This window comes from Actinacidiphila sp. bgisy144 (assembly GCF_057708105.1).
Window position 1 is genome coordinate 196,628 of sequence record NZ_JBYIRM010000011.1, and the last position, 21,832, is coordinate 218,459.

Here is a 21,832-nt window from a genome sequence, read left to right on the forward strand (position 1 = left end):
GCGGGTGGGGGTTGGGGGGATGACAGCGGGGTGGGGAGCGAAAGTTTCGTAAGAGGGAGCGAAGGTTAAGGGCACTGCTCTTGCGGGGCGGGCGGGCTACGATCACGGGTATGAGTACCACCAGCGTGCAGCCGCCCCGTGACGACCAGCCGGAGCCGTCCGGCGGCGGCACCGCGACGCTTGCCGAGATCGCACGGGCCGCGGGCGTGTCGGCTCCGACTGTTTCGAAGGTCCTCAACGGCCGGGGCGATGTCGCACCCGCCACCCGCAGCCGGGTGGAGGAGCTGCTGCGCCGGCACGGCTACCAGCGGCGGCGCGGCAGCGTGCAGCCGGCGCCGCTGATCGACCTGGTCTTCCACGAACTGGAGAGCTCCTGGGCGATGGAGGTGATCCGCGGGGTGGAGAACGTGGCCCGGCAGGAGAGCCTGAACGTGGTGCTGTCGGAGTCCGCCGGCCGGCTCAGCCCCGGGCAGACCTGGGTGGACGGGGTGCTCGCCCGCCGCCCCACCGGGGTGATCCTGGTGCTGTCCGGCCTCGACCCGGCGCAGCGCGCCCAGCTGATCAGCCGCGACATCCCGTTCGTGGTGCTGGACCCGGCCGGCGACCCGGGCGAGGACGTCCCCGCGATCGGCGCGGCCAACTGGCAGGGCGGCCTCGCCGCCACCCGCCACCTGCTGGAGCTGGGGCACCGCCGGATCGGCGTGATCGGCGGGCCCGACGGCATGATGTGCAGCCGGGCCCGGATCGACGGCTACCGCGCGGCCCTGGAGACCGCCGGCGTCGGCTACGACCCGGCGCTGGTGCGGTCCGGCGACTTCCACCACGAGGCCGGCTACACCGCCGGACTGGCGCTGCTGGGCCGCCCGGACCGCCCCACCGCCGTCTTCACCGGCAACGACCTCCAGGCCCTGGGGCTCTACGAGGCCGCCCGCGAGCTGGGCCTGCGCGTCCCGCAGGACGTGAGCGTGGTCGGCTTCGACGACCTGCCGCTGGCCCGCTGGATCAGCCCGCCGCTGACCACGGTCCGGCAGCCGCTGACGGAGATGGCCGAGGCCGCTGCGCGGCTGGTGCTGGACCTCAGCCGCGGCAAGCAGCCGAGCACCCTGCGGGTGGACCTGGCCACGCGGCTGGTGGAGCGGGCCAGCAGCGCGCCGCCCCCCGCCGCGGACGAAGCGCCGTAACGCGTCAGGCGAGCCGCACCGGGTAGCTCGCCACGGCCACCGTGTCGTCGTCCAGGCACCGCCCGTCCGCCAGGTCGAACCGCTGCTTGAGCAGGGGCGAGGCCACGTACGGGCGGTGGTCGGGCGCGGTTGAGCCGACCAGGCCGTGGCTGAGCACGCCCGCACCGGTGAACGGGTCCACGTTCCCGATCGCGTACAGCTTCCCGCCGCGCACCCGGAAGAGCGCGGCCTGCGCACCGTCGGGCAGCAGTACCGCCACCCCGCGGCCGGGCCCCAGCGCGTCGAGCCGGCACACCGCGAACCAGCCGCCGGGGACCCGCAGTTCGACCGTGGCCGGGCGGTCGGGAGCTTCCGCGGCGGCGCTCGGCGCGGTCAGATCGGTCGTGGCACTCATACGGTCACCGTCTCGGTCAGGGCCAGCAGTACCGGCTCGGGCTTGATCTGGTCGCGCTCCGGCACGAAGCGGACCGTGGGGTCGGGGGTGTCGGGCGCGTTCACGAAGGACACGAACCGGCGCAGCCGCTCGGGGTCGCCCACGGTGTCCGCCCACTCGTCGCGGTAGTGCGCCACGTGCTCGGCCATCAGCGCCTCCAACTCCGCGCAGATGCCCAGCGAGTCGTGCACCACCACGTCCCGTACGTGGTCCAGGCCGCCCGGGATGCGCTCCAGCCACACGCTGGTGCGCTCCAGCCGGTCCGCGGTGCGCACGTAGAACATCAGGAACCGGTCGATCAGCCGGACGAGTTCGGCGTCCGAGAGGTCCTTGGCGAGCAGGTCCGCGTGGCGCGGGGTGGCGCCGCCGTTGCCGCCGACGTAGAGGTTCCAGCCGGACGCGGTCGCGATCACCCCGAAGTCCTTCGACTGGGCCTCCGCGCACTCCCGGGCGCACCCCGACACCGCCGACTTGAGCTTGTGCGGGGAGCGCAGCCCCCGGTAGCGCAGCTCCAGGTCGATCGCCATCCGCACGCTGTCCTGCACGCCGAACCGGCACCAGCTCTGCCCCACGCAGGACTTCACGGTGCGCAGCGCCTTGCCGTAGGCGTGGCCGGACTCGAACCCGGCGTCGACCAACCGGGCCCAGATCAGCGGGAGCTGCTCCACCCGGGCGCCGAACATGTCGATCCGCTGGCCGCCGGTGATCTTCGTGTAGAGGCCGAAGTCCCGGGCCACCTCGCCGATCACGATCAGCTTCTCCGGGGTGATCTCGCCGCCCGGCACCCGCGGCACGATCGAGTAGGAGCCGTTCTTCTGCATGTTGGCCAGGAACCGGTCGTTGGTGTCCTGCAACGCGGCCTGCTCGCCGTCCAGGACGTGCCCGCTCGCCCCGATCACCGGCGCCAGCGACGCGAGGATCGAGGCGACCGCGGGCTTGCACTCCTCGCAGCCCTCGCCGCCGCGCGCCGCCTCCCGCCCGTATCCGTCGAGCAGTTGGCGGTAGGAGGTGATGCGCAGCGCGCGCACGATCTCGTACAGCTCGGTGCGGGTCTGCGGGAAGCAGCGGCACAGGCCGGTGTCCACCTCGACGCCGTTCGCGGCGAGTTCGGCGGTCACGATCTGCCCGAGCACCTTCACGCAGCTGCCGCAGCCGGTGCCGGCCCGGGTGCACTTCTTCACGTCCGGCACCGAGGTGCAGGAGTGGTCGGTGACGGCCGAACGCACCGTGCCCTTCGCCACGTTGTGGCAGGAGCAGATCACGGCGTCGTCGGGCAGCGCGGACACGCCCAGTCCCGCGGCGCCGCCGCCCGCGCCCGCGCCCGCCGGGAGCACCAGGTGCTCGGCCGCGACCGGCGGCACCGTGCCGGTCAGCGGGCGCAGCAGCCCGTAAGACTCGGTGTCGCCGACCAGCACCCCGCCGAGCAGCGTGCCGTCCTCGGCGACCACCAGCTTGCGGTAGACCCCGGAGCGCGGGTCGGCGTACACCACGTCCAGGCAGCCGTCGGCGGCGCCGTGCGCGTCGCCGAAGCTGGCCACCTCCACGCCGAGCAGCTTCAGCTTCGCGGAGGTGTCCGCGCCGGTGAACGCGGCCGTCTCGCCCGCGATCCGGCGGGCGGCCGTCTCTGCCATCTCGTAGCCGGGGGCGACCAGGCCGTAGACGCGGCCGTCGGCGGCGAGCGCGCACTCGCCGATCGCGTACACCGAGGGGTCCGCGGTGCGGCAGGACGCGTCGACCACGATGCCGCCGCGTTCGCCGACCGGCAGGCCGCACTCCCGGGCCAGCTGGTCGCGCGGCCGGACCCCCGCGGAGAACACCACCAGGTCGGTGCCGAGCGTCGAACCGTCGGACAGCGCCATCGCGCGCACCCGCCCGTCCGGGCCGGCGACGATCTCCTGGGTGCCGACGCCGGTGTGCACGGCCACGTCCAGCTGCTCGATCCGGCGCCGCAGCGCGCGGCCGCCGCCCTCGTCGACCTGCACCGGCATCAGCCGGGGCGCGAACTCCACGACGTGCGTCTCCAGGCCCAGGCCCTTCAGGGCGCCGGCCGCCTCCAGGCCGAGCAGGCCGCCGCCGACCACGGTGCCGCTGCTCGCGCCCGCCGCGTACGCCTCGATCGCGAGCAGGTCCTCGATGGTGCGGTAGACGAAGCAGCCCGCCGCGTCCCGGCCCGGCACCGGCGGCACGAACGGGTACGAGCCGGTGGCCAGCACCAGCGTGTCGTACGCCACGACCAGCCCCGAACGGGCCGTCACCGTGCGCGCGTCCCGGTCGACGGCCACCGCGGGGTCGCCGAGCCGCAGCTCGATGCCGTGCCGCGCCATGAAGCCGTCCGGTACCAGGCCCAGCTCCTCCGGGGCGGTCCCCTCGGAGAAGTACGAGGTCAGGTGGACCCGGTCGTAGGCCGCGCGCGGCTCCTCGCACAGCACCACCACCCGGGCCCTGGCGGTGAGCCCGCGGTCGGCCAGCGCCTCCAGGAAGCGCTGCCCGACCATGCCGTGGCCGACCAGCACGATCGTCGGGCGCGTCTCGGTTCGGTTCTCCATACCCGCAACCCTGCGCCGCCGCTGTTTCCCGAGGACATCCCGCCGATTTCCCGACGGCAACGCTGCCCTCATCCCCCCGGGTGCCCCGGTGTGAGCGCGGCGGCGGCCGCTTCGTGGGCCGGGGTTACGCGGGGGAGGTGGGAACGGGCCTCGCGGTGGGGGCGTGGTGGACGGGGAAGTTGACGGAGTTGGCGATGAAGCAGAGCTCTTGGGCGCGCTCGTGGAGGGCGTGGGCCAGGTCGAGCATGTCGGGGGAGGCGACCTCGACCTCGGGTCGCAGGACGGCCTCGGTGAAGTGGCCGGCGCCGTCGGGCGTCTCGGTCATGGTGCCCTCGGCACGGTCGGTGTAGCCGGTCACCACGACGCCGTTGACCGCGCAGAGGTGGAGGTAGGAGAGCATGTGGCACTGCGAGAGCGCGGCGAGCAGCATCTGCTCGGGGTTCCACCGGTCGGCGTCACCGCGGAAGTGCGGGTCGGCGGACCCGGCGATCACGGGTGTGCCGGGTGCTGTGACCTCGTGGGTACGGCGGTAGGAGCGGTAGGAGTCCGTGCCGGTGCCGACGTTGCCGGTCCAGACCAGCTCGGTCCGGTAGATGTGCTGCCGGGCGGACGGCATGGCGGCTCCCTCGGGTCGGTGGCCGCCATGCTAACCAAGCGGTCGCTTCCCACCGCTCAGCGGGCGGCCAGGGCGCGGGCCACTGCGGTCTCGTGGCGGCCGAGGAACTTCGGGTTCGGCTTGAGCACGACGTCGAGTGCGGCCTTGTCCGCGGCCAGCACCTCCCGGGTGCCGCCGGCGTACCAGGTGGCGTCGTGCCGCTCGTCGACGCCGACGCCGTACGCGTCGATCCCGGCGGCCGTGCACAGCGCCAGCGCCCGGTCGACGTGGAAGCCCTGGGTGACGAGCACCGCGCGCCGCACCCCGAAGATCCGCCGGGCGCGGTCGCAGGAGTCCCAGGTGTCGAAACCGGCGTAGTCCAGCACCACACGGGAGGCGGGCACGCCGTGCGCCTCCAGGTAGGTGCGCATCGCGGCCGGTTCGTTGTAGGAAGGGCGGCTGTTGTCGCCGGTGGCGAGGATCACCCGCACCTTGCCCGCGTCGTAGAGCCGCACCGCCGCGTCGAGCCGGTGCGCGAGGTAGGCCGACGGGACGTTGCCGGTCAGTCCCGCGCCGAAGACCACGGCGACGGGCGCGCTCGGCACGTCCTGCTCGGAGCGCACCCGGCTGTCCTGGGTGAGCCGCAGCCACGCGGAGGGCAGCAGCGCGAGCACGCACAGGGCCACCGCGCAGCGCAGCAGGCGGCGCCGGGCGCGGCGGGACTCCGGCAGGCGGGGGAGGAGCCGGGGGCGGGCGCCGTCGGGCACGAGCAGGCCGTCCCGGGTGCGCGGGCGGTGCGGCGGGGCCACGCCTCGGCGCGCCCCCGGTGCACGTACGGTCCTCCGCGCACGGAGGGTCCCCGGCACCCGTACGGTCCCCGGCGTGCGGGTCGGACCGGTCCGGTCACGCATGCCGTACTCCCTCGCTCGACGCGGCGGACGCACCCGCGCCCGCCGTACGCACCCCGCCCTACACGCTCAGGGACGTCCGCCCGGCCCACGCGGTTGCGGTGAACTCCCGTGCCGCGGCAGCCGAGTACAGCGCCGCGGCCAGCCAGGCGGTGGCGAACGCGTCCGGGTCGGCGGGCAGCATCGCGCCCAGCCGGTCCGGGCGGCGGGCCCGGGTCGCGGCGGCCAGTGCCCGCGCGCACGCCGCGGCCGTCGGCAGTCCGGCGGCCACCAGCCGCCCGGGCAGCTCCGGGTCGACCGCGGCGGCGGCCAGCGCACGGCCGCCCGCCACGGTGCGGCCCACCGCCCGGCTGAGCAGCTCCCACTCCACCGGGGGCGGCGCGAGCGGCGGCGCCGGCGGCGGGGCCGCGGCGACTCCGGTAGGCCCGGCGGCGCCGGGCGGGAGGCGGTCCAGCCCCAGGTCGTGGCGGGCGCCGTCCTGCGCCGCCAGGGCCAGCGCCGCGACGCTGGAGGGCCGGTCGGACGTGAGCCGGCCGATCAGCCGGACCCGGCCGCCGGGGCGCTCGGCGAGCCGCCGCAGGTTGTCCGCGTACGTCAACTCCGGCCGCTCGTCCGGCGCGTGGAGCAGGACCGGCGGGCCGTCGTCGGGCACCAGCACGGGCCGACCGCCGCGGACGGCCACGGTCCCGTCGAGGAAGAGCAGGTCGGAGCCCGCGGGGCGGCGCTCGGGGTCGGCCGCCTGATGGGCGAGCACCGCCCGGACCTGGTCCGCGGGCGGGCGGCGCCACAGCGCGTCCAGCGGCTCCGCGTACCAGTCCGCGCCGCCCGCGCCGACCGTCCGCAGCCCGGCGCCGCCGCCGATCCGGCCGTCCTCCGTGACGGTCGCGCCGGTGGCGATCAGGCCCGCGCCGCGGCCGAGTGCGCGCAGGGACAGCGCCGCGCCGCCCGGCACCCGGGTGCCGGCGGCGGCCCTGGCCCGGTCCGGCGGCCCGGGCGCGACCACGGCCAGGGTGCGCAGCGCGCCGCCCGGCGCGAGGGCGTACGTCCGCGCGCCCGCGTAACCCGACGCGGTCACCACCGGCTCGGTGAACAGCCCGTACAGCCGCAGTGATCCGCTCGGGCGGTAGGTCCGGCGGGCCTCGCCCGCCGCCCGGTGCGCGGCGGCGCGGGAGGCGGGGTCGGCCGGGTCGGCGTCCCGCACGGTGCGGGCCAGGTCGAGCAGTTCGGCCAGGTCGTCGACCAACTCCGCCAGCCGGAAGGAGGGTTCGGCGGCGCGGGCCTCGCCCAGGCGGCGGGCGGCGCGGACCGCGGCGGCGGCCGGGCGGTGCAGGCCGGCCAGCCGGGCGGAGCGGGCGGCGTGCAGCAGGCCGGTGCGCGGCAGCGTGGAGGCGACGGCGCCCTCGCGCAGGACGGCGACCCCGGCCGCCCACAGGGCGTGTGCGGCCTGCCGCACGGCCGGGGACAGCGGGGGCGGGTCCGACGGTGTTCCGGGAGCGGGGGGTGCGGAGGCCGCGGCGGGTGCGGGTGCGGGTGCGGGCGCTGGTGCGTCCGGCAGCGGGTCGGGCCGCTGCGACGGCTCGGGTGCTTCCGCGACGGCAGCGCTGCTTTCCCCCGGGCGTCCTCCGCCTTCGACGTCCCCGGCGCCCTCCGTGTCCTCGGGCTCCTCCGCTTCTTCCTCCGCCTCCTCCGCCAGGGGCGCCGCCGCCAGTACGGCGGCCCGGTGCAGGCAGGCCGGGGCGAGCAGGCAGTCGCAGCGCACCGCGGCGGCCGTCGCCACCGTGCCCCGCGCGGTGAGGGCGAGCAGCACCGAGGTGTCCGCGTCCACCGCCACCCGCACGGCACCCTCCTCCCGGGTCACCTGCCACCCGGCCACCTTCGCCACCGCACCGTCGAGCCGCTTGCGCAGCCTCGGCGGCAGGTCCGCCAACGCGTCCGCCGCCGCCCCCGCCGCGACCGGCGGCAGCCCCGTACCCCGCTCCATCCCCGCGCCTTCTTCCCCTCGCACCACGCCCCCCGCCACCGCACTTCATCCTGCCCCAGGGGTACGACACTCCCGGCCCGCCGTCCGGGCCCGGCTCAGCGCCCCCGCACCTGGTCCCCGATCCACCCGGCGAGCTGGAGCGGCCCGAGTGCCGCCACGGGCATGCCCGCGCCGACGAGCTGCCCGGCCACGCCCGTGGAGTAGCGCGGCCGCCCCGCGTCGTCCAGCGACGCGCAGCCGAGCACCCGGCAGCCCGCGTCCACCAGTGCCCGTACCTCCGTCAGGAGCGGCCCGACCGGGCCGCCCTCCTCGAAGTCGCTGACCAGGACGACCAGGGTGCGCGAGGGCACCGTGACGAGCGTGCGGGCGTGCCGCAGCCCGCGCGCGATGGACGTGCCGCCGCCGACCTTCACTTCGAGCAGCAGCGACAGCGGGTCGTCCACGTGGTCGGTGAGGTCGAGGACCTCGGTGGAGAACGCCACGAAGTGCGTGGTGAGCGCCGGCACCCCGGCGAGCACCGCCGCGGTGAGCGCGGCCCACACCGTGGACGCCTCCATGGACCCGGACACGTCGACGACCAGCACGACCCGCCAGTCCGCCGACGCGCGGGCGCGGGTGCGGAAGACGGGCCGCTCGGGCCGTACGGTGACCGCGCCGGTGGCCGGGTCGCGCTCGGCCGAGGCGAGGTTCGCCCGCAGGGTGCGGGCCAGGTCCAGCGGGCCGCCCGGGCGCCGGGTGGGCCGGGGGTGGGTCAGGCCGGACAGCGCCGGGCGCAGCCGCACCGCGAGCGCGCGGGTCAACTCGGCGACGATCCGAGCCACCAGGGGCCGCAGCCGCGCCAACCGGGCCTCGGGCAGGCCGCCGGCGTACGACAGGACCGTGCGCAGCAACTCGACCGAGGGCCGCGCCGACTGCGGGTCGATGGCCAGCGCCGCGTCCAGCCGGCCCGCGGTGGCCGCCACGGACAGCACCTCCTCGCGTACGTCGGCGCCGAACAGGTCCGCCAGCTCCTCGCCCCAGGCCCGGACGTCCGGGTAGGGCGCGCCCTGCCCGCCGCCCGCGCCGGTCGCGTGCGGCACGCTCGCCGCGCCCTCGCCGCGCCCGGAGCCGTACAACTCGTCGAGCGCGGAGGCGATCCGCCCGGCCCGGCCGCCGTCGGCGCCGCGGTCGGCGACCTGGCCGAGCAGCAACTGCCAGCGGACGTCGGGGGAGACGCCGAAGGCTGCGGATGCCGGTGCCGGTGCCGGCGCCGGTGCCGGTGCGGGCTCGGGTGCGGGGCGGGGCTGCGGTTCTGGGCCGGGTACGGATTCCCGGGCCGCTGCGGGTGCGGGCGCGTCCTCGGCGAGCAGCGCCAGCAGCCCGTGGGCCGCCAGCACTTCGCGCCCGGCGAGGTCCGCCGCCGTGTGCCGGGCCAGGTCGTGCGGGTCGGGCACCGCGGCACCCTGCGCGCCCGGCGCGGACGGGTGGGCGCGGACCGTGTCGAGCAGGCGCGCCCGGGCGGCCGGGGACAGGACGTCGAAGCCGTGCCGCAGCGCGGGCAGCCGGGTCAGGAACGCCCGGTCCGGCAGCTCCGCGACCAGTTCGGCGACCGGTGCCAGCAGCGGCCCCGACTCCAGCAGCGGTCCGGCCGCGGTGAGCGCACCGGCGAGGAACGCCCCCAGGTCGCGCCGCAGTTCGGGGCTGGCCGCGCCATGCGTACGGGCGGCCAGCGCGGTGCCGAACGCGGCCGGTGCGAGGTCGTCGAGCAGCACCTGGGTGGCGGCCGCGGCGCCCTTGACCAGCGGGCTGCCGTGGGCGGCCAGCCGGGCCAGGGCGTCGCGGACCCGCAGCCCGGGCGTACCGCCGCGGGTGGCGAGTTCGGCGAGCGCGCGGGCGTCGGCCGGGTCGTCGGAACCGGCGAGCCCGTCCAGCGCGCGGACGCCTGCCGCGGTGAGGGCGGCGAGCGCGTCGGCGATCCGCCCGGCCGCCCAGTCCGCGGGCAGCCCGGGCAGCAGCCCGGCCGCGATCCGGTCCAGCAGCCGTATGCCGGCGAGCAGTTCGGGCAGTGTCCCGCCGGCGGGCAGCACCTCGGCGGCCTCGGCGAGGCGGTCCGCGGCGGCGTCCGGCAGCCCGCACTCCGCGGCCTCCTCGAAGCCGGCCAGCACCTCCGCCGCCGTGGGGCCGCCGCGGCGCCGCTCGGCCAGGGCGCGGGTGCGCAGCAGCCCGGCCGCGGCCTGCGCGAGGTCGCTGCCGTGGGCGGCCGCGGCGTCCAGCATCGCCGCGGTGGTCGGGGTCCAGCCGACACTCCAGCGCACGCCGATCGTGCCAGGGCCGTCCTCCGCCTCCCCGCTGCCGCCGCCCGGCGTACCGGCCGGCGGCGATCCGAAGGGCGGGGCGGACGGGGGCGGCCCCAGCGGCGAGCCGCTGCCGTGGACGACCTCGCCGTACGGCACCCGGCACACCGCGAGGCGGCGCAGCGCCAACTCCCGGCGCAGGTCGAGCGGTGAGCGGTGGGGGTCGAGCCGCACCTCGCGCCGCTCGGGTGCCTGGGGTGCGGGCAGCCGCAGTTCGGTGAGCAGTGCCTCAACGGCCGGGCCGAGCCCGGAGCGCGGGGTGCCCGGGGCGAGCCGGCCGTGCCGGGTGCCGACCAGCACCGACTCCAGCGCCTGCGCCACCACCCGCCCCCGGCCCAGCAGTTGGCCCTGCGCGAGGACCGTCTGCGCGGCCTCCAGCAACTCCGACCGCCCGGCGGCCGGCCGGCCCCGCAAGGTCGCCAGGTCCCGTGCGTGCCGCACCATTTCGCGGGCGTCGGGCGGCCCGCACGGGTGGCCCGCGGCGCGTACCGCGGCACAGATCCGCACCGCCGTGGACACCAGCAGCGCGTCCAGCCGCTCCGGGTCGCCCGCCGCCTCCACCGCGCCCTGCTGCCACTGCGGGTCCCGCACCCCGGCCGGATACCCGGACCGCTCGTCCAGCAGCGCGAACGTGTACGGGACGAGGGAGGTCGTCACCTTCGCCGCCTTCGCCGCCTTCGCCGCGGGGGCGTCCCCGGGTACGACGTCGGGTGCGGTGCTTCGGGCGGTGCCCGGCGCGGTGCCGCCGTCCGGCAGGGCGCCCTCGGGCCGTACCGGACCCGGCAGGAGCGCCGGCGCGTGGAACGCCCCCACCAGCGCCACCGCCCGCCCCGCCCCGCGCTCGGCCATGACCCGCCGCATGTGCGCCTCGCGCCGCAGGTCGTGCGGGTCGAGGCGGTCCGCGGCGGCCGCGTCCCGGCGCAGCGCCCAGCCGACGAGCAGGGCGGCGCGCCGCAGCGACTCGGGCGAGCCGCCGGGCGCCGCGGACTCCACCAGGCGGTCCCACAGGTCGTCCTCGGCCCGGCCGCCGGCGCGGTCCCGCAGGATGTCCGCGAGACCGCGCCGCGGCGGGCCGTCCACGCCCGCGCCGCCCCCTCCGCGGCGCGGGCTGTCCCCTTCGGGCGCTCCGACCGGCAGGTCGAACGCCACCACCGGCACCCCGGCCGCCCGCGCCCAGCGCAGTGCCGCGAGTTCCGGCGAGAACTCCGCGAAGGGCAGGAACACCAGCCCCCGCGGACCGTGCCCGGCGAGCGCCACCGGCGGCAGCACCTCCGGGTCGGCCAGGTACGGCAGCCAGCTGCCGAAGTCCTCCGGCAGCTCGACGAAGAGCACGTCGGGCGCCGCCTCTTCCAGCAGCCGCGGTACGGCCGCCGCCAGTGCGGGCGAGTGGTGCCGTACCCCGATCAGATACGGCTCCCTGCACCCGGCCAGCCCCGCTGCCTCCGCCGCCACCTCCGCCCGCCCCATCCCCTCGGCCGGCGCGGGGGCGGGCGCGGTGACCTCAGCCGAGGGCATCGCGCAGCTCCCACAGGGTGCGCCACAGGGGCGCGCCCTGTTCGGCGCGGCGGCGGACGGGCCCGTCCCAGTAGCCCAGGAGGCGGGCGTGGTCGGCGGGGTCGTCCTTGCGCACGGTGCCGAGGAGGTGCCCGGGCAGGGTGCGCAGCGGGTCGCGGCCGTCGGGCAAGTAGGCGGCGGCCAGGCCCATCGAGGTGGCGACGTGGACGGCTTCGGCGGTGCTCATCACCGTGGACGGCCGTTCCACCTCCCAGCCCTCCGCGCTGCGGCCGCCGCGCAGGTCGCGGAAGGCGGTGACCAGCGCCTCCAGGACCGCCTGGTCGACGGTGAATTCGGCGCCGCCGCGGGCGAGCGCGGCCGTGGCCTGGGCGCGCACCAGCGCGGTCTCGGTGTCGAGGTCGGCGATCGGCCCGACCGTCTCGAAGTTGAACCGGCGCTTGAGGGCCGCGGACATCTCCGAGACGCCCCGGTCGCGGAGGTTGGCGGTGGCGATGACGGTGAACCCGGGCACAGCGTGCACCGTCCCCTCCCCGTCGTCCGCGCTGTCCGCCAACTCCGGTACGGCCATGCGCCGTTCGGACAGGATGGAGACCAGCGCGTCCTGCACCTCCGGCAGGCAGCGGGTGATCTCCTCGACCCTGGCCACCGCGCCGCGGGTCATCGCGGTCAGCACGGGGGAGGGCACGAGGGCCGCGCGGCTGGGCCCCTTGGCGAGCAGCGCCGCGTAGTTCCAGCCGTAGCGGACCTGGTCCTCGGTGGTGCCCGCGGTGCCCTGGACGGTCAGGCCGCTGGTGCCGCACACGGCGGCCGACAGCAGCTCCGACAGCATCGACTTGGCGGTGCCGGGCTCGCCGACCAGCAGCAGGCCCCGCTCCCCGGCGAGTGTCACCACGCACCGCTCCACCAGCGCCCGGTCGCCGACGAACTTGCGGGCCACCACCAGTTCGCGGCCGGACGGATCCTCCTCGGTGCCGGTGCGCAGCACCTCGCCGCCCGAGCCGCACACGAAGACGACCACGGCGCGCGGCGTCAGCCGCCACCCGGGCGGGCGCGGCCCGCGGTCCCACTCGGCGAGGAAGGCCAGCTCCCGCGCGTACCGGTCCTCGGCCAACTCGATCTGCCGCCGCGCCGGCTGCCCGCTCAACACGCCACCCCCACCTGTGTCTTCGCCTGCTCCCGCACCGGAACCCGCACCTTTTTCCGTACCGCCGCTCATCGCCGGCCCCGTCCCGTCCTGCGCTGCACGAACTCCTCGAACGCCGGCATGTCCCCGTCCAGCACCCGCTGCCACGCCCGCCGGAACAGCTCGGGCACCGGCTGCTCCGGTATCGGCTGGTAGGTGATCTCCAACTGGGCGGCGCTGAACAGCGGCTCCTTCCACGACTCCATCGGCAGCGCCGGGGACTTCGCCTCGACCCAGCCGCCGGGCAGGAACAGGGTGCGGCCGGCGCGCGGCCGCTTCGCCTCCACCACCAGGTCAGTGGCGGCCAGTTCGGCCCTGGCCCGCTTCGCCCGGGCGGGCTTCCAGCCGGTCCACACCGCCACATTGCGGTCGGTCGGGTCGGGCAGCGCGAGCAGCATCAGATACAGCGCGGCCGCGTCCGGCGACAGGCCGAGGTGCTGTGCGACCTGCCCGGTCAGCTCGGGCACGCTGCGCGCCGGGTCCTGCGCGGCGCCAGCCGGCCCGTCGGCGGCCACGGCGGCCGCCAGAGCGTCGCCGAGCACGTCCCGCAGCGCCTGCGCGTAGGGCTTGGCCGACCCGCCGAACGCGGCGAGTTGGACGAGTGCGGGGTGGTCGGGGCCGCCGTCCGGGGACGCGCCGGGAAGTACGGCCGCCGGCCGCAGCCACACCGTCTCCACGTCGATGCCGCGCCGCGACGTGGTGAGTGCCAGGGCCGGGCTGAGCCGGACCAGGCCCTCCGCGTCCTCGCCGCCGGTCTCCGGCAGGCCGTACGCCTGGCGCAGCGCCGGTGCGACCTGCTTGCCCTCGGCGTCCCAGATGAGGTCGGTGTCCAGCAGCAGGTGCTCGTCGGCGAGCCGGGCGCGCAGTGCGGCCAGGGTCTCGCGCAGCGCGGGGCGCAGCGGGTCGCCGTAGGGCAGCCGGTACGCCAGCCAGCGCAACGCACCGGCGTAGCGCCACAGTTCGAGCCCGGTGAGCAGCGCGGCCGGGTCGTCGGCGCGCATCTGGCTGTCCTCGCCGAGGCGCTGGCGGGTGCGGCCGTGCAGGGCCGGGTCGGACTGCGGGTTGGCGGTCTTCCCGATCCAGCCGCCGAGATCGCCCTCGCGCTCGGCGCGTTCGACCAGTTCGATCGGCACCGGGCGGCGCTTGCCCTGTACGGCCAGCCATGCGTCGGCGAGCGCGTCCGGGTCGAAGCCGTCCTGCCACAGCCGGTCCAGCGCGGCCGGGTCGGCGGGCACCAGGGCGGCGAGCAGGCGGGTGCGGTGGTCGGTGGGCAGCCGGCGCAGCTCGTCCCGTGCGGTCAGGGCGCGGTTCGGCCGCAGGTCGGCCAGGTCCAGCACCTCCGCGGGCGGCAGCCCCCACTTGCCGTGGCCGCCGAGCCCGGGCAGGCCGAGCAGCAGCAGGGCGGCCAACGACACGTCCACGCCGGTGCGTTCGGCGAACCGCGCGGCCGCCTCCGGCCGGTACGGCACCGGGCCGCGCGTGGCGACGGCGGTGAGCAGAGCCGCGATCGCGTGCGCCGGAACCTGCGGTACGGGCGCGGTACCGGTCGTGCCCGGCGGGGTGCCCAGGACGCGGTCCTCGACGAGCGTGTAGCCCTCCCACGGGCCGAAGGCGCCGTCGGGCGCGAACTCGACCGCCTTCCAGGACTGCCGGTCGTCGCTCCGGTCCTGGGTGTAGGCGGCGATCAGCAGGGTGCGGTCGCCGCTGCGCAGCACCTCGCCGATCCGGGTGGTGGCGGGCTTCCCGGTGATCTCCACCAGCCGGAGCCGGCCGCGCGGGTCGGTGAACACGCTGTCGCCGCCGGCCGGGTCCGGGGTGAGCAGCGCGGGCAGGAACTCCAGCAGTGCGGCGCGCTGGTCCTGCGGGGTGCCCGGGGCGGCGGCGCGGGCCGCGGCGGCGGCGACGCCGGAGCCGGCGAGCGTGAGCCAGTCGAGGTCGTGCCTGCGCTGCTGGACGAAGTACGGCAGGCGCCGGTCGTCCTGCTCGGGCTCGGCTGCCGGGCGGGCTTCCTGGGTGCCGGCGATGACCGCGTGGAGGGTGTGCAGGGTCTCGATCGTCCCGAAGCTCCGGACGTTCGCGGCGCCGGGGTAGCCGCCGACGGCCACGAAGCCGGTCAGTCCGCGCAGCGCTTCGGTGATCATCCGGTCGTGGGCGTGCTCGGCCACCGCCGGGGGCTTGTCCTCGGCCGCCGGGGTGCGGCGCTCGGCGAGCCGCATGACCAGGCGGGCCGCGGCCGCGGTGACGGCGACGATCGAGGCGACGCCCTTGACCAGCCGCGGGTCGCCGATCCCCGGCAGCACCTCGTGCACGGCCGCGCGCAGGTCCGGGTGGTCGTGCTCGGCGGAGCCGGGCTTGGTGCCGCGCACCGGGGCCAGGAGCGCGGCGGCCTGCTCGTCGGTGACGGCGCGCAGCACCGCGGAGCCGGCCTCGTCGCGCGGGCGCAGCGCGTGCCAGTACCACAGCGGCGGCACGAGGCCGGTGCCCTGTGCGTGCGGCCCGCCGCGGGCGCCGGTCTCCACCTCGCCCAGCTCGACGCCGTCCGTGTCGTACAGCTGGACGGTCCGGGTCCAGGTGTTCCGCGTGCTCGGGTGGAGCACGGCGCCGCCCGGCAGCCGCAGCGGCGGGGCGAGGGTGCCGCGGCCGGCGAGGGCGGGGGTGCGGCTGCCGTCCACGGAGCACGCGGTGTACGTGCCCGCCGCCTTGTCGTGCCGCACCCACCAGCCGAGCAGGCCGTCCTTGCTGCCGAACGGGGTGCCCTCCAGGCCCGGTTGCAGCGGGAGCAGGGACGACCAGGACTCGACGACCTGCTGGCCGGCGCCGTCGTCGGCGAGGGCGCTGTCGAAGAAGGCGGGCAGACTGGCGCGGCCGCGGACCGCGCCGGCCGGGTCGTACTCGTGCCAGCGGTTCTCGTGCAGCACCCAGTACGAGATGCCGTCGGAGGCGATCGGGCGGCGCCCGGCGAACGAGGTGTCGCCCGGCAGCACCGGCCGGGCGCCGAACCAGCGGCCGCCGCCGGGCAGCGCGAGCGACACCGGACCGGCGTCGCGGTGCGGGGCGGCGAGGTCGCCGCCCGGGCGGAAGACGTCCGCGGGGCGGCCGGACCAGGCCGCGCGCCGCTCGTCGCCGTAGCCGGACACGATCAGCCACTGGCCGTCGACCCACCGCACGACGGGCCGCATCCAGGAGTAGCGGTTCGGCGCGGGCAGCGGCAGGGTGCGCTCGTCGAGCACCGCGTCGGGGCCGACAGCGGCCACGTGCGGGCCGTTGGCGACGATCAGCGCGGGCCAGGCGTCGTCGAGTTCGAAGTCCAGGTCGTCGGCCTTGACGGTGGCGCGGTACCGCTCGACATAGGAGTCCAGGGCGGGCCAGCCCAGTTCGTCGAGGATGCCGGCGCGCAGGGTGCGGGCCAGGACGGGCGCCACGTCGAAGGCGGCGAGCCGGTCCACGGCCGCGGGCGCGGTGGCGAGCACCTCGGGGTCGGCGAAGCGGTCGACGCGGGCCAGCAGCCGGCCGAGTTCCGGCAGGCCGAGCGGGCGCGCCAGGTCCTCGGCGCGGGCGGCGAGCCAGCCGGCGACGGCCGCGGACAGCCGGGGGTGGGTCGCCAGCGTCCGCAGGTTCTCCGGGCCTTCGACATGGGTCGCGACCTGTTCGACGGCCGCACCCAGCATCGGTGCGAACCGCGGGTCGGCGACGACCGCGCCCAGGTCGCGGCGGCCGGGGCTGTCGTCGGTGAGCCAGTCGCGCAGGTCGACCGCGACGCCGGGGTGCGGGTCGGCGACCGGCACGCCGGTGGCCAGGCACACGTCCAGCAGGTCGGGGTCGAGCTCGCGGTGGCCGCGCTCGGCGGTCAGCCGGACCGGCTCGCCTTCGCGGGCGAGCTGGGGCGCGAACCGCTCGACCAGTTCCAGTTCGGCCGCGAGCCGCTCCTCCTGGCGGCGGTAGCCGCGCCGGCGGAACTGCGCCCACTGGCTGAACCACCAGGCGGCGCTGGGGACTTCGGCGTCCCGCTCGGACGGGGAAGCCGCAGCGGCCTCCGCCGAGGCGCCCGCCGCGGTGGCCGCCGGGCCCTCGGCGAGCAGCGCGAACGCGCCTGCCTGCTCCAGCAGTTCCAGCCACATCGTGTCGATCGCGGTCCGGCCGGTGTAGGTGTTCGCCGCCTCGGCGGGGAAGAGGCGCAGCAGCCGGGCCCGGGTGGCGCGGTGGGAGCGGGCGGCGGTGAGCAGGCCGGTGCGGGCGGACTTCCAGAACGACACGGCGGCGCGGTCGATCGCGCTGGTCCCGAGCAACTCCTCGATCAGCGCGGCCTCTTCGGCCGGCGCGTCGCGCCCGGCGGCCTTGGCAAGCCGGCGCAGGTCGTCGATGAGCCCGGCGTACGGCGGCAGCCCGGCGGCGGCCCGCTCCCCGCTCAGCAGCCGGAACTGGGTGAACGCGGCCTCGGGGGAGAGGCGTTCGGACAGCCCGCGGGCCTGTTCGCGCAGCGTCTTCCCGGACAGCGCCCCGGCCGAGGCGAACTCCAGGAACACCTCGCGCAGCCGCTCCTCGTCGACCGCCAGGGCGTGCCGCCGCTCGGCGTCGCGCGCCTTGCCGAAGTACGAGGAGGCGTACGTGGTGGACTCGGCGGCGAGGAAGATCCGCGCCACCTCTTCGTAGTACGTGGGCAGGAAGTGCGGCACCGAGCGGTCCAACCGCTCGCCGATCTCGGTGAAGCCGTCCTTCGCGTGGCCGGGCCGGGAGGCGGCGAGCCGGGTCAGCCGCTCCATCTCCTTGACGACGGCGAGTGCGTGGCGGGCGTTGGCCGGGTCGTTGACCAGGGCCCAGGCGGGGAAGCCGAGGGAGCGCCGCAGGACGTGCCCGACCGGGACCGCGGTCGCGGCCTCGGCGCCGTCCGTGCGGTCGCCCTTCGTGCGGTCGCGCTCCGTCCGGGTGCCCTCGTCGGCCTGCGGCCCGAACCCCGGTGCGAAGCCGAGGTATTCCAGGGACAGGTCCTCCGCCGCGCCCAGCGCCTCGGGTACCAGGCGGACGACGGTGCGGCCGGTGAGCACCGGGTGCGCGTAGGCGCGGGCGACCAGCACATCGGTCGTCGCCTCCCGCTGCCCCGCATCGGCGGCGCCCCCGCCGGCCGCCCGGCCCGTACCGGATTCCGCGCCCGGCCGGCGGTCGAGCGGCAGCACCGCGCCGGCTGCCAGCAGATCCCCGTCGTTCATCGCTTCCCCTCCGCGCCCTCTTCGTTCTCCTCGGGCACGACCCGGCCCGCGTACAGCGCCGACGCCATCCGGTGCCCCTCCGACCAGGCGACGGCGTCCACCTCCGACAGCCGCAGCCGCCCGCCGCCGCTGCCGCGCCACTCCAACTCCCCGGTGACGGCCTCGGCTTCGGGGTAGTCCGCGCCGAGCCACAGCGCCGCCTCCACCGGCCGCCCGTCCGTCACCACCTGGCAGACCGCGTGGCCGCCGCGCACCCGGTAGCCCAACTGCGTGGCGCGCGCGGTGGCGTGCCGCAGCTGCTCGAACCGGCCGCCCGCATAGGTGTCGACCGTCGTGGCCGCGCCGTCGGTCTCCGCGTCGCGCCGCCACACCTCGCGGAACAGCTGGCCGATGCTCTGCCGAACCTCCAACTCGGCGGCGAATTCCCGCAGTTCGTCGAGGTCGGCGGGGTCGGTGAGCAGGACGGGGTGGGGTATCAGCACGGCGGGCGCGGCCAGCCGCACCGAGTCGCCGTCGAGGTCCACCACGCCGAGGCCGCGCTCGGGGTCGGCGTCCCGCAGGAAGCCGGCGCGGGCCAGGTCCGGGGTGCCGTCCGCGGCGACCGGCGCCACTACCAGGTCCCGCAGCGCCGCCTGCCAGGACGCGTCGGGCCAGACCCGGGCGACCAGTGCGGCCGGCACCGGCAGGGAGCGGACGAGCCAGCTGTCGGCCTGCGCCAGGCACTCCCGCTCGTGGCGCTCCAGCCACTCCACGAGTTGCTGGAGCCGCACCACCTCCGGGTCCGCCCGCAGCTTGCCCGGCACCTGCTTCAGCGTCCGCCCCGCGGCGTTGCGGCACACCACGCGGGTGCCGTCCAGCGTCACGGCATAGCCGTCCGCCGCCTCGATCCAGCCCATCCCCGGTTCCCTCCCAGCCGTTCGCCCCCCAGGTGAAACACCCTAGGAGCCACCACTGACAATCCCCGCCCGTCCGGGTGAACGCCGGGAACGCCGGGAGCACCGGGAATATCCGGTGGCCGCCGCCGTGCCGCCGCGCCGCCGCGAATCGGAGTAAAAGTGGAGATATGACGTACCGAGCCGGCTCACCGTGCCCGCCGCACCGCGGTGAGCGGACCGTGACCCGTCGGTACGCGGCCGCAACGGCGCGGACACAACCGGTGCGCAGGATCGCGGGTATGACAGGGGAGAACAGATGGACCCGACGAGCCGGGGGGACCCGATGAGCCGGGCCGTGCTGTCCGCTGGGGCCGTGACCGGGGCCGCGAGCGCCGCCCCGGCCGGGCCTGTGGTGGGGCCGCGGCCGCCCACGCTCGTCGCCGTCGGGCACGGCAGCCGCGACCCGCGGGCCGCGCGCACCCTGGCCGCGCTGGTCGCCCGGGTCCGGATGGCGCGCCCCGGGCTCGACGCGCGGATCGCGTACGTCGAGATCGACCGCCCGCTGCTCGGCGAGGTGCTCGCGGAGCTGGCCGGGGCCGCCGTCGTCGTACCCCTGCTGTTCGGCCGCGGCCACCACGTCAAGCACGACCTGCCGCAGGCGCTGGCCGGCGCCGGCCACCTGCGGGGCGTCGTCGCCGGCGCGCTCGGCCCGCACCCGCTGCTCGCCCGCGCCCTGCACGACCGGCTCACGCAGGCCGGGTGGGACGCCGGCGGCGAGGCGGTGGTGCTGGCCGCCGCGGGCTCCCGCGACACCGACTCGGCGCGTGACACCGAACGCACCGCCGCGCTGCTGTCCGACCGGCTCGGCGGCGTGCCGGTCGTCCCCGGGTACGCCTCCGCCGCCCACCCCACCGTCCCGCAGGCCGTCGCCGCTCTCGCCGAGCGGGGCCTGCGCAAGGTCGCCGTCGCCTCCTGCTTCACCGCGCCCGGGCGGTTCGCCGCGCAGGTCGCCGCTGCCGCCCCCTGGATCGCCGCCGCGCCGCTGGGCACCCACCCGGCGATGGCCGAGCTGGTGCTGCGCCGCTACGACGAGGCGTGCGCCGGGGTGCGCCGTATTCCCGGTTCCTCCTCGTTCATCGGATGATCGCCCGGTCTCCGCGGTGCCCGCACCCGGGCCGGTTACCGTCGTCGGTATGGACGCGAACCAGCCAGGCGGCAACGGGCCGGGCGCACCCCGGACGGACGGCTACCGCGACGCCGACATCGAGCGCTATGTGCCCGAGCCGGACAAGCGGCCCGGGCGGACCGCCTTCCAGCGGGACCGGGCCCGGGTGCTGCACTCCGCGGCGCTGCGCCGGCTGGCCGGCAAGACGCAGGTCGTCGACCCCGAGGCGGGCGGCACCTCCGGCGCCGACACCAGCCCGCGCACCCGGCTCACCCACTCTCTGGAGTGCGCGCAGGTCGGCCGGGAACTCGGGGCCGCGCTCGGCTGCGACCCCGACCTGGTGGAGACCGCGTGCCTCGCGCACGACCTCGGGCACCCGCCCTTCGGGCACAACGGGGAGATGGTGCTCGACGAGTTCGCCGCCCACTGCGGCGGGTTCGAGGGCAACGCGCAGAGCCTGCGGCTGCTGACCCGGATCGAGCCCAAACGGTTCACCGAGGTCGCCGCGGCCGGCGGCGGCGAGCCCGCACTCGTCAGCGTCGGGCTCAACCTCACGCGGGCCGCCCTCGACGCCGCCACCAAGTACCCCTGGCCGCGCGGCTCCCACCCGGCCGACCCCGGCTCCCGCAAGTTCGGGGTCTACCCGGACGACCTGCCCGTCTTCACATGGGCGCGCGAGGGCGCGCCCGAGGGGCGGACCTGCTTCGAGGCCCAGGTGATGGACTGGGCCGACGACGTCGCGTACTCCGTGCACGACGTGGAGGACGGGCTCCAGGCCGGGCACATCGACCCCCGCGCGCTGGCCTCCCGGCCCGACCGGGACACCGTCTTCGCCTGCGCCGCCGACCGCTACGCCCCCGCGGGCACCGACCCCGAGGAGCTCTCGGCCGCACTCGACCGGCTCCTCGCGCAGCCCTGGTGGCCGCACCGCCACGACGACTCCGCGCTCGGCCAGGCGCGGCTGAAGGACGCGGCGTCCCAACTCATCGGACGCTTCTGCCTCGCCGCGGAAACGGCGACCCGCCGCCGCTACGGCACCGCGCGCCTCACGCGGTACGGTGCCGAGCTCGTCGTGCCCCGCGAGCAGCGGCTCGAATGCGCCGTGCTCAAGGCTGTCGCCGACCGCTACGTCATGCAGCGCGCCGCCCAGGAGCGGCGGCGCGCCGAGCAGCGCGTCGTCATCCGCGAGCTCGCCGAGACGCTTCTCGCGCGGGCGCCCGACGGGCTCGACCCCCAGTTCCGGTCCCTCTTCCTCGCCGCCACCGACGACGCGGGGCGCTGCCGCGCGGTCGTCGACCAGATCGCGTCCCTCACGGACGCCGCCGCCACCTACCGTCTCCGACGGTGAGGCCGCCCCCGGAGGTGGGTGCCCCTTGCGGTGCGGTGCCTTCTTGTGCGGGTGCGTTGTGGTTGGTCGCGCAGTTCCCCGCGCCCCTGGGTTCTGCCCCCTGCGGTGTGTGTTTCGCCTGCGGGTGCGTATGGGCTTGGCGCGCAGTTCCCCGCGCCCCTGATCGGGTTGCTCGCCGCCGTTGGGTGCGGGTCGCGGTGCGCTGCGGAGCAGCCGCACATGCCCAGGGGCGCGGGGAACTGCGCGCTCAGCCACGAGGCGCCCGGAGGCAATGGCACGCGCCGCAAGGGGCAGGACCCAGGGGCGCGGGGAACTGCGCGACCAACCACAACGCGCTCACAGGCGATGGCACGCGCCGCAGGGGGCAGGACCCAGGGGCGCGGGGAACTGCGCGGCCAGCCACAACGCACCCGCACGAGAAGGCACCGCATTGCAAGGGCTGCCACCCCCGGGGGCGGGGACGCGCCGTAGAGGGGGAGGGGCCCGGGGGCCGTGGGATGATCACGGCGCGGCACCCTTTTCGTTCGGGCCGCCGTGCGGGACGCTCAGCAGGGCAACGGACTAC

General features: G+C 76.9%; 12 protein-coding genes. 3 read left to right on the plus strand and 9 right to left on the minus strand.

Annotation, left to right across the window (positions count from 1 at the left end; translation table 11 throughout):
* Nucleotides 1-110: 110 nt before the first annotated feature.
* On the plus strand, nucleotides 111-1,181 hold the full coding sequence (locus AC3EVP_RS15680; protein ID WP_335983396.1) for a LacI family DNA-binding transcriptional regulator: 1,071 nt from the start codon (nucleotides 111-113) through the stop codon (nucleotides 1,179-1,181).
* 4 nt (nucleotides 1,182-1,185) lie between these two features.
* Here the strand turns inward: AC3EVP_RS15680 and nirD are convergent, their stop codons facing one another.
* The 9 genes from nirD to AC3EVP_RS15725 all read right to left on the minus strand — a co-directional run bounded on the left by nirD (nucleotide 1,186) and on the right by AC3EVP_RS15725 (nucleotide 18,775).
* On the minus strand, nucleotides 1,186-1,575 hold the full coding sequence (gene nirD, locus AC3EVP_RS15685; protein WP_435130507.1) for a nitrite reductase small subunit NirD: 390 nt from the start codon (nucleotides 1,573-1,575) through the stop codon (nucleotides 1,186-1,188).
* Nucleotides 1,572-4,160 carry a nitrite reductase large subunit NirB gene (gene nirB / locus AC3EVP_RS15690; RefSeq protein WP_435130509.1) on the minus strand — a complete coding sequence of 863 codons (2,589 nt, stop codon included), beginning with the start codon at nucleotides 4,158-4,160 and terminating at the stop codon, nucleotides 1,572-1,574. The genes nirD and nirB overlap by 4 nt, the downstream gene beginning before the upstream one ends.
* A 124-nt stretch (nucleotides 4,161-4,284) precedes the next feature.
* Complete coding sequence (locus AC3EVP_RS15695) at nucleotides 4,285-4,776, minus strand: OsmC family protein (protein ID WP_435130511.1); 492 nt, start codon at nucleotides 4,774-4,776, stop codon at nucleotides 4,285-4,287.
* 56 nt (nucleotides 4,777-4,832) lie between these two features.
* Nucleotides 4,833-5,522 (minus strand): SanA/YdcF family protein, encoded by a 690-nt coding sequence (locus AC3EVP_RS15700; RefSeq protein ID WP_435130546.1) that lies wholly within the window; start codon nucleotides 5,520-5,522, stop codon nucleotides 4,833-4,835.
* Between the two features lie 202 nt (nucleotides 5,523-5,724).
* Nucleotides 5,725-7,644 (minus strand): hypothetical protein, encoded by a 1,920-nt coding sequence (locus tag AC3EVP_RS15705; RefSeq protein ID WP_435130513.1) that lies wholly within the window; start codon nucleotides 7,642-7,644, stop codon nucleotides 5,725-5,727.
* Between the two features lie 95 nt (nucleotides 7,645-7,739).
* Nucleotides 7,740-11,492 carry a DUF5682 family protein gene (locus AC3EVP_RS15710; protein ID WP_435130515.1) on the minus strand — a complete coding sequence of 1,251 codons (3,753 nt, stop codon included), beginning with the start codon at nucleotides 11,490-11,492 and terminating at the stop codon, nucleotides 7,740-7,742.
* Entirely contained in the window at nucleotides 11,479-12,708 is a 1,230-nt protein-coding gene (locus AC3EVP_RS15715) for an ATP-binding protein (protein ID WP_435130517.1), read from the minus strand. The genes AC3EVP_RS15710 and AC3EVP_RS15715 overlap by 14 nt, the downstream gene beginning before the upstream one ends.
* Complete coding sequence (locus AC3EVP_RS15720; protein WP_435130519.1) at nucleotides 12,705-17,879, minus strand: hypothetical protein; 5,175 nt, start codon at nucleotides 17,877-17,879, stop codon at nucleotides 12,705-12,707. The genes AC3EVP_RS15715 and AC3EVP_RS15720 overlap by 4 nt, the downstream gene beginning before the upstream one ends.
* Nucleotides 17,876-18,775, minus strand: a complete 900-nt coding sequence (locus AC3EVP_RS15725; RefSeq protein ID WP_335983411.1) for a DUF4132 domain-containing protein — start codon at nucleotides 18,773-18,775, stop codon at nucleotides 17,876-17,878. Before AC3EVP_RS15725 ends, AC3EVP_RS15720 begins: the two co-directional genes overlap by 4 nt.
* A gap of 295 nt (nucleotides 18,776-19,070) precedes the next feature.
* Here AC3EVP_RS15725 and AC3EVP_RS15730 point away from each other — a divergent pair, with 295 nt between their 5' ends.
* On the plus strand, nucleotides 19,071-19,898 hold the full coding sequence (locus tag AC3EVP_RS15730; protein ID WP_435130521.1) for a sirohydrochlorin chelatase: 828 nt from the start codon (nucleotides 19,071-19,073) through the stop codon (nucleotides 19,896-19,898).
* A 49-nt stretch (nucleotides 19,899-19,947) separates the two neighbouring features.
* A complete protein-coding gene (locus tag AC3EVP_RS15735; protein ID WP_435130523.1) occupies nucleotides 19,948-21,267 on the plus strand; it encodes a deoxyguanosinetriphosphate triphosphohydrolase in 1,320 nt (439 codons plus the stop codon).
* The last annotated feature ends 565 nt before the right edge of the window (nucleotides 21,268-21,832 follow it).

Excerpts from the sequence above, each read along its gene's own strand:
- AC3EVP_RS15735 (WP_435130523.1), top strand. The coding sequence starts at position 19,948 with ATGGACGCGAACCAGCCAGGCGGCAACGGGCCGGGCGCACCCCGGACG.
- AC3EVP_RS15730 (WP_435130521.1), top strand. The coding sequence starts at position 19,071 with ATGGACCCGACGAGCCGGGGGGACCCGATGAGCCGGGCCGTGCTGTCC.
- nirB (WP_435130509.1), bottom strand. The coding sequence starts at position 4,160 with ATGGAGAACCGAACCGAGACGCGCCCGACGATCGTGCTGGTCGGCCAC.
- nirD (WP_435130507.1), bottom strand. The coding sequence starts at position 1,575 with ATGAGTGCCACGACCGATCTGACCGCGCCGAGCGCCGCCGCGGAAGCT.
- AC3EVP_RS15705 (WP_435130513.1), bottom strand. The coding sequence starts at position 7,644 with ATGGAGCGGGGTACGGGGCTGCCGCCGGTCGCGGCGGGGGCGGCGGCG.
- AC3EVP_RS15725 (WP_335983411.1), bottom strand. The coding sequence starts at position 18,775 with ATGGGCTGGATCGAGGCGGCGGACGGCTATGCCGTGACGCTGGACGGC.
- AC3EVP_RS15695 (WP_435130511.1), bottom strand. The coding sequence starts at position 4,776 with ATGCCGTCCGCCCGGCAGCACATCTACCGGACCGAGCTGGTCTGGACC.
- AC3EVP_RS15720 (WP_435130519.1), bottom strand. The coding sequence starts at position 17,879 with ATGAACGACGGGGATCTGCTGGCAGCCGGCGCGGTGCTGCCGCTCGAC.
- AC3EVP_RS15680 (WP_335983396.1), top strand. The coding sequence starts at position 111 with ATGAGTACCACCAGCGTGCAGCCGCCCCGTGACGACCAGCCGGAGCCG.
- AC3EVP_RS15715 (WP_435130517.1), bottom strand. The coding sequence starts at position 12,708 with ATGAGCGGCGGTACGGAAAAAGGTGCGGGTTCCGGTGCGGGAGCAGGC.
- AC3EVP_RS15710 (WP_435130515.1), bottom strand. The coding sequence starts at position 11,492 with ATGCCCTCGGCTGAGGTCACCGCGCCCGCCCCCGCGCCGGCCGAGGGG.